This is a genomic window from Vibrio sp. 10N.247.311.12 (assembly GCF_041467515.1).
Taxonomy (GTDB): domain Bacteria; phylum Pseudomonadota; class Gammaproteobacteria; order Enterobacterales; family Vibrionaceae; genus Vibrio; species Vibrio crassostreae_C.
On the sequence record NZ_JBFSUV010000023.1, the window covers coordinates 40,050 to 53,144 of the forward strand.

General features: G+C 43.9%; 9 protein-coding genes. 6 read left to right on the forward strand and 3 right to left on the reverse strand.

Annotated features, from left to right (window positions below):
* The first annotated feature begins 15 nt into the window (after positions 1-15).
* Positions 16-768 carry an allophanate hydrolase subunit 1 gene (locus tag AB6E30_RS11905; protein ID WP_372103707.1) on the forward strand — a complete coding sequence of 251 codons (753 nt, stop codon included), beginning with the start codon at positions 16-18 and terminating at the stop codon, positions 766-768.
* Positions 761-1,711 carry a biotin-dependent carboxyltransferase family protein gene (locus AB6E30_RS11910; RefSeq protein WP_372103709.1) on the forward strand — a complete coding sequence of 317 codons (951 nt, stop codon included), beginning with the start codon at positions 761-763 and terminating at the stop codon, positions 1,709-1,711. The genes AB6E30_RS11905 and AB6E30_RS11910 overlap by 8 nt, the downstream gene beginning before the upstream one ends.
* A gap of 180 nt (positions 1,712-1,891) precedes the next feature.
* Here AB6E30_RS11910 and AB6E30_RS11915 read toward each other — a convergent pair whose 3' ends face one another.
* The 3 genes from AB6E30_RS11915 to AB6E30_RS11925 form a co-directional block, all read right to left on the reverse strand.
* Positions 1,892-3,346 carry an FAD-dependent oxidoreductase gene (locus tag AB6E30_RS11915; protein ID WP_372103712.1) on the reverse strand — a complete coding sequence of 485 codons (1,455 nt, stop codon included), beginning with the start codon at positions 3,344-3,346 and terminating at the stop codon, positions 1,892-1,894.
* Positions 3,347-3,878: 532 nt separating this feature from the next.
* Entirely contained in the window at positions 3,879-6,317 is a 2,439-nt protein-coding gene (locus AB6E30_RS11920) for an ABC transporter permease (RefSeq protein WP_372103714.1), read from the reverse strand.
* A gap of 1 nt (position 6,318) precedes the next feature.
* On the reverse strand, positions 6,319-6,993 hold the full coding sequence (locus tag AB6E30_RS11925) for an ABC transporter ATP-binding protein (protein WP_372103717.1): 675 nt from the start codon (positions 6,991-6,993) through the stop codon (positions 6,319-6,321).
* Between AB6E30_RS11925 and AB6E30_RS11930 the strand changes: the two genes are divergently transcribed.
* The 4 genes from AB6E30_RS11930 (at position 6,992) to AB6E30_RS11945 (ending at position 12,753) form a co-directional block, all read left to right on the forward strand.
* Complete coding sequence (locus AB6E30_RS11930; RefSeq protein WP_017060079.1) at positions 6,992-7,609, forward strand: arylesterase; 618 nt, start codon at positions 6,992-6,994, stop codon at positions 7,607-7,609. The genes AB6E30_RS11925 and AB6E30_RS11930 overlap by 2 nt on opposite strands.
* Before the next feature lie 81 nt (positions 7,610-7,690).
* Positions 7,691-8,890 (forward strand): enoyl-ACP reductase FabV, encoded by a 1,200-nt coding sequence (fabV, locus tag AB6E30_RS11935; protein WP_050653833.1) that lies wholly within the window; start codon positions 7,691-7,693, stop codon positions 8,888-8,890.
* Between the two features lie 179 nt (positions 8,891-9,069).
* Positions 9,070-10,977 (forward strand): EAL domain-containing protein, encoded by a 1,908-nt coding sequence (locus AB6E30_RS11940; protein ID WP_372103719.1) that lies wholly within the window; start codon positions 9,070-9,072, stop codon positions 10,975-10,977.
* 120 nt (positions 10,978-11,097) lie between these two features.
* Positions 11,098-12,753: an ABC-ATPase domain-containing protein gene (locus AB6E30_RS11945; protein WP_017060076.1), complete on the forward strand. Its 1,656-nt coding sequence runs from the start codon at positions 11,098-11,100 to the stop codon at positions 12,751-12,753.
* Positions 12,754-13,095 lie beyond the last annotated feature (342 nt).

Here is a 13,095-nt window from a genome sequence, read left to right on the forward strand (position 1 = left end):
ACGTATGGAAACGAAATGACGACGAATCAGATTGAATTCAATATAGCGCCAGTCGCGGAATGCAGCGTTTTAGTGACTTTGACACTATCGCCTTCAAATAATCAATCTAGCGCCGAATATGCGCATTACATGGCTCACTTTTCCGATGCCATTCGCCAAAATTTAGCACCGGTGTTGATGAATGTGACGCCGGCTTACCAAACTATATTGGTCGATTACCTACCTTATCGAATATCAGAACAGCAGCTCATTGAACAACTCAATAATTTGTTGAATCACGCTCTATCGACCTTTTCTAGTATTAGTAAAACTCGCGATACGATTGAGCTTCCTGCCTATTACTCACCAGAAACGGCGCTCGATTTAGACCGATATCAAGACAAAGGTCTGTCTCTGGACGAGATTATTCAATATCACACCTCACAGACATACAGCGTCAGTGCTATTGGGTTTACGCCTGGCTTTGCCTTTATGTCGGATGTGGTTAATGAGCTTGCCTTACCCCGGCACTCCACACCCCGCTTAAATGTGCCCAAAGGCAGTATCGCCATCGCGGATACTAAAACAGCTGTGTACCCTTCGGATTCACCGGGCGGCTGGAATATTATTGGCAATTGCCCGCTTCCGTTGTTCGATCATAGCCAATTGAAGAACGCTGACATCATGCAAAGACCGCTGTCTCTGCTTAATGTTGGTGACACAGTCCGTTTCATCGCGATTTCAAAACATGAGTTTGTAGAGCTTAGTGAAGGAGTTGTTAATGGCTAAGACAAAAGCTAAACCAACACTGACAGTGATTAAGCCCGGCCCGTTAAGTTTGATTCAAGACTTCGGGCGATTTGGTGTTGCTCATCTTGGATTAACGCAAGGTGGACCGGTTGATGATTACTCTTATAGCTGGGCCAATCATCTATTGGGCAACCCAGTCAACCAAGCGGCGTTGGAAATTACGCTTGGGCAATGTGCGTTACGAATCGATTTTGATTGTGAGATGGCACTATGCGGGGGTGATTTACAAGCGAAGCTCGATGGTAAACCACAGCCTAACTGGCGTACTTTTCAAGCTTTTAAAGGGCAAGTCCTCTCATTTGGTTTGCCTAAAAATGGTCTAAGGGCGTATTTAGCCATTAAAGGCGGTTTCGATGTTCCATCAACTCTTGATAGCTGCTCTACAGTCACTCGTGAAAAGATTGGTGGATTAACGCAAGATGGAGATCCATGCCAGCAAGGGCAACAAATCGCTTTTACCCAACATCAACTCTCGCGCCCGTTTAAAGCGTTGAGTGTTACCTTCCGATACACGCCTGATTACAATCTACCCGTGAACCTACGAGTGATTGAAGGCTATCAAAGCGAGCTATTCTCCAAGTCAGCAAGAGAAACTTTGTATAACGTGGAATATCACGTTGACCAAAACTCAAATCGGATGGGTTATCGACTCAGTGGCGAACCCGTCGACTCGCCTGACATTTCGCTATTGTCAGAAGGCATTGCCTTAGGTGCGATTCAAATTCCACAAGATGGACAGCCTATCGTGCTGCTTAATGATAGACAGACCATAGGTGGTTATCCGAAGATAGGATGTGTCGCCAGAATCGATTTACCACGCTTGGCGCAAGCAAAACCTGGACATGCGATATCGTTCAGCAAGGGCGATCGCTTGGGCTTACAAGATGTTTGGTGCCAATGGGCTCAGTTTTTCGGCTATTAGTTTTTGCGATGTGTTATGTGCTAAATGCTATGTAGCTGAGAATAATCAACTAGGAAGATGTCATTTAGATGAGGTTCGGTATCTAAGCAGATGTTGAAATGAAGATTCGGCTTACCTATTACAGTAAGCCGAATTGAAGAAATTAAACGCAGTCGATGATGATAGACTAATTATAGGCTATTAAGCGTGATCTTGACCTGACACCTTGGCAAGCGCTTCTGGGTATCCACGTTCTTGTGTCAAATCTATCGCTCTGTTTTCAATATCATTTAGATTAAGTGACATTGTCACTGAGTGTGTGTCTTCAATAGATGCCGCCTCTGATACATCAAACCATTGCTCAGCGACCTTTTGTGCCGCTTCTAATGTTGAAGAAGCTTTTACTACTTCAAGTCGAGCATAGCGATCTCCACAGAATGAAACGTCTGAAGCTCTTAAGCTTGGATCGGTTCCCGGAATCTGTTGTGCACCAAACAAAGGTTTACCACCGACCAATGCAGAACTGAAACTTGGGATGAACTGAGACATATGCGTTATTGCCGCGCGAGTTCTTAATTCAAGCTGCTCTTCACTCCAACCCGATACGATTTTCTTAAGCAGCTTCGAAGGCAACTGTGGCTGTGACGAGTCTGTTGACGATGAAACAAGCCCACCCTCGAACAGAGTAATCCCTTCTGTCATACCGTGAAGTTGGAACACACCATCAGCATATGGCGTCAATTGCGCCATGCCTTGCGGTGTGCCTCTCGGGCCATGGAAGATAACCTCTGGCCATTCTTCCTTACATTCTTGCGAATATGGCCACTCGGTAACGTACGCAGCTTTAAATTCAACAAGTCTTTGCTGCTTAGAGCCAACAAAGTCGTCCACAATACCCGTTTCAAACCCACTCGCATTAATCAAGTAATCGGTCGTTAGTTGGCAGCTTTGGTTTTCGGCATCGGTATAAGTCAAAGACCAGCCTTGGCCTGTCGACTCAACAGATTGTAATCGGCTGTTGGTGAACACAGTACAGTTAGCTTGTTGCCCTAAAGACAATTGAGCGGTCGCAGATAAGCGGAATACACTCCAACCGTACTCTTGAACCATCGCAACAGGATACTTAAGAGTCTCTAAATCCGTATGCTTGGCGAAAGGAATACACCAATCATCAAGCAATGTTGGTTTCAGAGGCTGCGTTTTTGCAGAAAGTGCTAATAAATCTTCTTTGCTGTACAGCTTATAATACTCTTCCGGATCACCGAGCACTTGGTTGCTTTTATCTTGTTTAACAAGATCGGCATAAGCGCTTTTGATTATCTTGAGACGAGGAAGCAGATCCAACGGCTCTCCACCATCACTGTGCGGAACGGCGATGATTGTCGGACGAATATTGATCGTATGAGGGAATAAGCGGACGGTATCAATTGACTGTGTGAGCAATTGAAGACACTGCTCTACAGAAATATCTCGATACAAATTGCCGCCAGCGTGCAGGTGGCAAATTGGTGGACCATTAACCAAACTCGGCCCTTTTTCTAAGATAGTGACCTTAAAACCCAACTCACTAAAGTGAATCGCGCTCGTTGTTCCGGCAATACCACCACCAACAATGGCAATAGAAGGTTGATTTGTATCCGTTTTGTTGTGGTTCATCGTGTTCTGTAGAATAAGATTAACTGCCTCTATTCTACTTTTGTTCTGCGATGAATTAAAACACATTTTTATCAAGGTCTTAGATAGGCGGGATTTAATATCTATGTAAAAAACATAAATAATCTCTTGACTCAATAACTCCAGATAGGGTTTTAAAGGTTATTCTAACAGTCAAATTTGTCCTAAGTGACGCCACATAAAGGCTGCCTCAGTACTCTTAAAACATAGCGGTTAACTTATCCCTAAAGTTATCCACCGTTTTTGTGGATAACTGTTGATAACGTTCTTGCTAAGTTGCGCAAACCCTTTGTTTACAGGGACTAACCGCTGTTCATTAAATCGGCATTATTGGGTAATTAGTCTTAAAAAATGCTAAAAACAGTGGAATCTAAGGTGCGATATTTTTTACTTATGCTGCCGGTTGGTTAAATAAAAAACGGTCTAAAGCGACGTATTATAAATAGTGCATGACTAAGTATAAGTAATCTCACTTTTAGACCGTTTTAAGCGCTTGGCTAGATCTCGCTAACGACTAGCCAAAATCCTTGTTTACTGGTGCCAACAAACGTTTGATTAAGCTATTCACTACCGCGGCTAATGTGATGAACGTTAGCACCGGTAGCGCTATCCACAACATCGGGTGAAGTGAAGGTTGTAACTCAAAACCAAAGTTCATCACTCCTGCCACGCTGAGCTCAGAACCAAGGGCTGCAATTGAGCCTGCGACTAACGCCATTAAACCGTACTCACACCAAATAGTATTGAGAATTCGCTTCTTACTCGCGCCTAATGTTCGATACAAGCGTATCTCTTGTTGTCTTTGAGATAAGCTCAATCGCAATAGAGTGAAGATAAGCAACAGCCCCGCCACCACACCTAACGCCGCAAGTACGGTAATCGACCAAACAATCTGCTTAAGCAACTCTTGGATCTTGCTACCCATCTTACGAATATCCATCAAACTCACGGTTGGATGATTTCGAGAGAGTTCGTTGAGCATCTGATTGTGTTGTTCTTCTAATCTGAAGCTCACTAGCCAAGTAGAAGGGATTGAACTCAAGACATCTGGAGTAAAAATGAAGTAGAAGTTCGGCTTCATTTCTCGCCACTCGACTTTGCGGATGCTATTCACCTTGGCAGAAACATTCTGGCTGTTGATTGTGAATGACAGCTCATCGCCAATCTTTAGATCCAGTTGCTCCGCGACATCCGATTCTACAGATACGCCATGCTCTTGTGTCCAGCTGCCTTCTAATACTTCATTGTACTTAGGTAAGCTACCTCCCCAAGTGAAGTTGATCTCACGGCTTAGTGCGTCTGTTTCTCCAGAGGTATCACTGTATTCCGATGCTTCGACACCGTTTATCGTCGTCAGTCGTCCTCGGATAATTGGAAACGCTTGAGTACGCTCTACTTCGTTTGCATCAATCGTCTCGAGATAACTGTCTTTTTCATAGCTTGCAATGTTAAGTGCAAACGCATTTGGTGCGTTCTCGGGTAAGGTTTGCTGCCAATCTGACAGTAAATCACTTCTTACCAACCAGATGATAGACAGCAACATCAGTGAAAGCGCTAAAGAGCCAAATTGAATCCCCGTTGCTAAAGGTGTGCGATTAATTCTGCTCAATGCTAAACGCATAGACGTAGATGTCGGTAACTTGCCAACCAAACGCAGAACAAGCGTACTAACGACCGCAAGTACTAAGAACAGGCAAGCGATACCCGCTAGAACTATCCATACCAATAGATTGTCGCCATACATCAGCATCATTGGAATAATCGGTACCAGTAACAACAAATATTTCTTGTAGCTTTCATTGGACTGGTGACTTGATTGGATAACGCTGATTGCCGAGGTATTGACCAAGCCAATTAACGGGATACCAAGAGCAGGAACACCAATTAAGATGCTTGATAAAATCGCCAAGATTGCAGGTTCAATACCATAGCTAGGAAGTGGCGTTGGTAATAAGTCACCCAGAGGTATACGAAGCAAAAACTCTAAGCCGATACCGATAGTTATTCCCAGTACTGCACCGATAACCACTAATAAAGATACCTGTACAGACAACCATTTAACGATCCACTGCTTGCTTGCACCCAAACTCTTAAGCATCGCGATGGTTTTACGGCGACTCGCAACATAATGTTGGCAAGTGAGTACCAAAGTGGTCGCAGCCATGATCACAACAATAGCAACGGTTAACGAAAGATATTGAGTCGTGCTTTCGAACATGTCGTTGGTACGACTGGCTGAGTCTTGTGTACGCCAGCGGTCACTTGGTGTCAGTTCGATACTGTCTTGTGCGGCTTTGAGTTTCGATTCATCACCATTTAAAAACAATCTAAAGCTAACGCGACTGCCCGGTTGAATCGCTCCCGTGGCATCGATATCACTTGTATGAATCAGCACAGCTGGCATTTGTTGGAATGGGTTAAAGCTTAAGCCTGGTTCTTGAGTGATTCGTCCAGTTATCGCTAAATCGGCATCACCAATAGTGACATTGTCACCAATTTCAACCTCTAACTGTGCAAATATACGCTCGTCTAGCCAAAGTTCACCCGGCTCAACATGGTTACTTGATGCTTTATCAGCGCCCTCTAAGATCATTTCACCGCGTAATGGGTAATTACTTTCAACTGCTTTTACCGTCACTAACTGCATTGAGTTATCACTGAATGCCATGGTTGAAAAACGAGTCAACTGAGATCTTTCTAATTGTTCAACTTGAGTGAGGTCTAACAAGGATTGCGGAATTGGGTTTGCTGAGATAAACACGCTATCAGCAGTAAGCGCATCTTTGCCCTGTTTAACAATTACCTGCTCCATACGTTCGGCCAACGCCGACAATGCAAATACACAAGCAATAATAAGCGTTAAAGCGATTGAAACTGGCCACAACTGGCCGTGTCGAATCTCTTCGATACTCCATGAAAACAGGCGTTTATTCAGTCCGTTTGATGAATTCAATTTAGACTTCCTCTATCTGACCGACATGCATCTTGAGTGTTCTTTGGCAACGTTGTGCAAGCTTAGGATCGTGTGTCACCAACACTAACGTTGTGCCGTGGGATGAGTTCAATTCAAACAACAACTCGACAATTTTGGCAGCAGTTTGTTGGTCTAGGTTGCCTGTGGGTTCATCGGCAAAAAGAATTTTTGGCTTAATCATAAATGCGCGCGCCAACGCGACCCTTTGTTGTTCACCACCAGATAGCTGCGACGGTAAGTGATCAAGCCTGTCTTTCAAGCCTACTGATTCAAGCAGAGCAGTCGCGCGTTCGATGTCTTCGTCTTCTCCCTTTAACAAACAAGGTAACGTGACATTTTGTAGCGCTGAAAGACTTGGAATTAACAAGAAGCTTTGAAATACAAACCCTACCGATTCACTGCGGAGCTTCGCTCTTGCCTCGTCATCAAGCTGTGAAAGTGGCTGTCCTAATAAACTGATTTCGCCTTTCGTTGGTACATCAAGACCAGCAAGCAGCGTCATTAAGGTCGATTTACCCGCGCCAGACGTGCCGACAATCGCGACAGTTTCGCCTTCACGAATATCGATATCGACGTGCTCTAGGATTGTTAAATGTTCTTGATTAGTAGACACTGTCTTCGAAACAGCTTCTGCTTTAATGATGGATGTATGCATGACTCGACTAATTTCCTTTTTATTCTTTATTTTATTTTCAACCGCTTCTTTGGCTCAAGATACCCGCTTAGATTCTAAGTTACTGGTCCTTGGTGATAGCCTGAGTGCTGGTTACAACATGGACATCAAACAGAGTTGGCCAAGCCTGTTACCAGACGCGTTAGCAAAGCATGACAAAACGGTAACCGTGGTTAACGGGAGTATTTCTGGTGATACAACGGGCAATGGTTTAGCCCGCCTACCACAATTGCTTGAAGAACATGCTCCAGACACCGTTCTTATCGAACTTGGTGCGAATGATGGACTTCGTGGTTTCCCACCTAAGCTGATGTCTGCAAATCTTGAGCAGATCATTGAGCAGATAAAAGCTGCGGGCGCCAAACCTATAATGATGCAGATTAAAATCCCACCAAATTACGGAAAGCGTTACAACCAGCAGTTTGAATACGTTTTTGCAGCGCTTGCTGATCAACAAAACGTGCCACTTTTGCCGTTTTTCCTAGAGCATATCATCCTCAAACCTGAGTGGATGATGAACGATGGACTGCATCCAAAACCAGAAGCTCAACCTTGGATTGCTGAATTCGTCGCCGAAGAATTATATCAGTATCTTTAAGTTTTAATGGTCTAGCTCAATAAATTTTACACAGCTTTACGTTAGCCTGAGTGCATATCACCGTTAACTGTAAGGTTATTTATGCTGATCGAACCTGTTATCAAGGGTGTGGTAGCCAAAAGCGCTCACCCTCTTGGCTGTCAAGAAGCCGTAAAGCAACAAATCAAGTTTGTTAAGAGTGCGCCGCAAATCAAAGATGGCCCTAAACGAGTACTGATTATCGGCGCTTCCTCAGGCTTTGGCCTTGCCGCTCGTATTGCCCTTACCTTTGGCGGCGCAAAAGCTGACACTATCGGCGTCTCATTCGAGCGCGGTCCAAACGAAAAATCCCTAGGTAGTGCTGGTTGGTACAACAACATCTACTTCAAAAAAGAAGCCGAACGAGAGCAACGCACTGCTATCAACATCGTTGGCGACGCATTTTCGCAAGAAACACGCTCACAAGTTGTCGAAGCCATTGAAACCTACTTCGAAGGTGAAGTGGATCTGATTATCTATAGCTTAGCTGCAGGCGTTCGTCCTAAACCAGATTCCGATGAGTTTTGGCGCTCTGCTATCAAACCTATTGGTGAAAGCGTAACTGGCGCAACCATTTCTCTGGAACACGACAACTGGGTCACCAACACGCTTGAAGCCGCGACGGAAGAAGAAGCCGAAAGCACACTCAAAGTGATGGGAGGCGAAGATTGGGAACAATGGATAGACGAACTGATCAACGCTGAGTCTATTGCTCCGGGTTGTAAGACGATCGCCTTCTCCTATGTTGGCCCTGAAGTGACGCACCCTATCTACTTAGACGGTACTTTAGGTCGCGCTAAGATCGACCTTCACCAAACCAGCCACGCTCTTAATCTAGAATTAGCTAACTTTGATGGCAACGCTTACGCGACTGTCTGTAAAGCACTAGTCACTAAAGCGAGCGTTTTCATCCCGGGACTCAGCCCTTACTTACTTGCTTTGTATAAAGTGATGAAAGAGAAAGAGACCCACGAAGGTTGTATCCAACAAATGCAGCGTCTATTTAGCAGTAAACTCTATGGTCAATCAAAAGTACCACTTGATGGTGAGCGATTGATCCGTATGGATGATTGGGAATTAGACCCAGAAACCCAAGCGCACGTAACTGAACTGCTAGAAAAGATGGACGAAAATAACTTCCAAACCTTAGGGGATTACCAAGGGTTTAAAGAAGAATTTCTACAATTAAATGGGTTTGCTCAACCATCGGTAGATTATAGCCAGAAACTTAATACAGAAGATTTTATAAAGTTAAAGCCTTAATCTAAAATTATCTCATTACTGAGACCCGGATTCACATTTGAAAACCTCTGCATAATTGCGGAGGTTTTTTCGTGCAACATTTCTTATACTTAGTTAACGTAAGATTCACAGTTTTCTTTGGTTCATCATAATTAACACAGGATGTGTTGATGCATTTAGCATAATTGACTCGGAGTCATATGAAGAAAATAAAAACTCTCGATTTAGATATCCCAGACGATATGGAGCACGGTTGGCAGAATATTGTCGACCTCTTAGCTCAAATTACTCAAGTGCCCGCAGCACTAATCATGCGTGTTCACGCCAATTACATTGAAGTATTCTCGACCAGCCGAAATGAAAATAACCCTTACAACAAAGGTGATTCTGAAACCCTAGGCAATGGGCTTTACTGTGAGACGGTGATGGATTCCCAGCAGCAACTTGTGGTACCCAATGCGCTTGCCGATGTTGATTGGGAAAACAACCCCGACACGAAGCTTGGCTTAATCTCTTATTGTGGTATTCCATTACTTTGGCCTAACGGTGAACTGTTTGGCACCATTTGTATCTTGGACTCGAAAGAGAATCACTACACCCCTACTTATATCAAACTGTTAGAGAGCTTTCGGACTTCGATTGAATCTCAGCTTAAAACCCTATTCCAACACGCCAAGCTTACCCAAATGAATCGCGACCTAAAAAACCGCGTTTACAATCGCACTAAAGATCTCGCGAGCCTTAATTACTCGTTGAATCAAGAAATTGATAAACGAAAAGCGGCTGAACAGAAGATTAACTTCCAAAAGAATCACGACCTCGGCACCGGCTTTTTAAACCGAAACGCATTTGAATCTCGCTTAAACCACAAGCTACTGTCACAGAGAAGGCTGACAGACAGCTCATTTGCAGTCGTTCATATTGGTTTTACCAACGGTAGACGCATACAAGCACGCTACGGCTATAACGCGTTAGACCAAGTGCTTGTTGAATACCGAAAACGCATCGACTGTATTTCTGATATCGATGTATTAACTGCACGCCCTACTTCGGTTGACCTCGTATTGGCGTTTAGCGTTAAAGATTTACACCATCGCCTTGAAGAACTTTGCCAGACGCTCGTTAAAGTTGGTCATTCAGAATTCGACATCGAAAGTGACAAAGTGCATTTGCACGCGTTTATTGGGATTGCAATTACGAACGACGAAGATGACGCGGAAAGCATTCTGCAGAAATCTTCTGAAGCGATGTTAGCCTGCAAAGATTCAGGACAAAAGTTCGCTTACTACTCTCAATCCCATACCGAAGAACAAACTCACATTAATAAGATCGAAGGCTATTTGCTTCAAGCCGTTCGTAATGATGACCTTATGCTCTACTTTCAACCCAAAGTTAGCCCGTTGACGCATCGCTGGGTCGGTGCTGAAGCTTTGCTTCGTTGGCGACATCCTGTTTTGGGTGATATCTCTAACGAAACCCTGATCCACATGGCTGAACAAAACGGTTTGATTTTCGAAGTGGGCAGCTTTGTTTTACGCAATGCGATTGAAAAAGCCAAAGAGTGGTCCGAATACGTTGAAGATTTCAAGATGGCTGTGAATGTGTCTGCAATTCAACTCAAGAACGTACACTTTGCGGAACAAGTGGTTCACCTACTCGAAACCTATCATTTAGAGCCTCGTTTCTTAGAACTTGAAGTTACGGAGAGTGGACTGATAGCAGATGAAGTGGTTGCCAAGAATACCTTGGGATCTTTGCACGATATTGGCGTTACATTGTCACTAGATGACTTCGGTACGGGCTACGCCTCCTTCAGTTATCTGAAGAAGTTCCCATTCGACACCATTAAGATTGATAAGAGCTTTATCGACCAAATGCTCAACTCACACGAAGACTCGGAAATTGTTCGTTCTATTGTCCAAATTGCCAAAAAGCTCGACTTAAAAGTGACGATTGAAGGCATAGAAACGGAGGTTCAGGAGCAATTTATTATTAACGAAGGCTGCGATGTGGGCCAAGGTTACCTTTACGGAAGACCAATGCCGAGCCAAGAATTCGAACACAGCTTAATCAATCAAAACTATTTGGGGACAACTCGTTACGCTTAAAGCGAAAAAGAGCAGTTAGTTTTGGATTTAGGCCTACTTTCTCTTTACTCTAAAGGTGGTGATTTTTATAATCGCCGCCTTTCTGTTTTTATCTTTCCCCTTATATAGGCATTCCTCGTTATGGATCAGTTGACTGCAAAGCTTAAAAAGCTCGAAAAACAAAACTACCGTGCATATCAACAAATTAAAGGTCAATACGACTTTGCTGATTTTGAATTACACATCGACCACATCCAAGGTGACCCATACGCGTCAGCTTCTCGTTTTCGTGCAACGCGCGCGTGGTCTTTGACCGGGTTAGATTGGCTGAAAGAAAAATCTTACGAATACCAAGTAGCCGCTCGTGACTTTATCGCACGTAGCTTCTCTGAGTTCGCGAAACAAGAGTCGACCGTTTCTATCGCGCTGACGGGTCAAACCGTATTAGACAACACAGCTGTTGTATTCACAGACCACGGCATCGAAATTCGTTTCCGTATTAATTTACCAGCTGATGGTCGTAGCATTCTTGCTAAGAAAGCGAACAACATCATCACTTTCTACTTACCGAAGTTTATTCGTCGCGCGACGCTTGAGCGTGAGTTAAACATCGATGCAATGATCAAACATTGTGAAACGATTGAAGACCAAGAAGCGCTGCGTGCTCAATTGGATGAAAACAACCTAGCCGCTTTCGTTGCAAACGGCAGTGTGTTACCTCGTATCGCGGGTAACTGCGACCTTCCAATGAAAGACGCGGTACCTTTCGCGGCTCCAGAATCATTGAGTGTTACGTTAAATACTCCAAACCAAGGTGACGTGACCGGCCTAGGCATTCCAAAAGGCATTACGCTGATCGTTGGTGGTGGTTTCCATGGTAAATCGACACTGTTGAACGCCGTTGAACGTTCTATCTACAACCATATTCCTGGTGACGGTCGCGAAGGCATTGTAACTGCGATTGATACGATGAAGATCCGCGCTGAAGATGGTCGATGTGTGCACAGCTTGAACCTGTCAAACTACATCAACCATTTACCAATGCAGAAAGACACATCTGACTTCAGCACACAAGATGCGTCAGGTTCTACGTCTCAAGCGGCTTGGTTACAAGAATCGATTGAAGCCGGCGTTCAAACTCTACTTATCGATGAAGATACGTCAGCGACTAACTTCATGATTCGTGACGAGCGTATGCAAGCGCTAGTGTCAAAAGGTGATGAGCCAATCACACCACTTGTCGACCGCATTGGTCAGCTTCGTGAAGAGATGGATATCTCTACCATTGTTGTAATGGGTGGCTCTGGTGATTACCTAGATGTCGCGAACACTGTGATTCAAATGCACGACTACCAAGCGGTAGATGTGACTGAAAAAGCAAAAGACGTGATTGCTCAGCACCCTACTCAGCGTACTAACGAATGTGAAACTGCTTTAGAAACGTTTGTACCGCGTTCATTGAACCGTGCTTCACTGATGAACATTCTGACTGACGGTAAATTCCGTGTTAATGCTAAAGGCAAAGAGTCACTGCGTTTTGGTAAAGAGTTTGCAGACCTTTCTGCGCTTGAGCAATTAGAATCACCGTCTGAAGTGAATGCGATCGGTTGGGCTTGGTTCCAATTCGCACAAACTCCAGGTTGGTCAAACAACCCTGCTAAAGAGTTTAACGCTATTTTAGAAAACGAATGGCACGCTAACATGCCTAACTACGGTGACCTAGCGAAACCAAGAACGTTAGATGTGATGGCTGCTCTGAACCGTATGCGTAAATCTCAGTTCAAGCCTTCGAACTGATTTCGTTAAATATCGGATTTATTGTGCTTCTAGGTTTTTGAAGTTTTAATCTTCTAATTTACTAAAGCTTCTAATCCACTAAATAAGCAAATTAACCTTCTACGGCTCTCATTCTGAGGGCCGTAAATTTATCTAACCTCTTTTGACCTAACCTCTAGTGTCGTCAAAACTCTTGAACTTTATAAATTCATAAAACCAATCTTTACATCAATTACTTATCATCTTTTGTAATGAGAAAATTAAAGGCACTGTTTACCGCCATCTAATGCTGTCGATCCCTCAAAACATGACACAGCTTTTACAAAACCCTAGTGATATTCAGATAAAGTCCCGATTCGACAA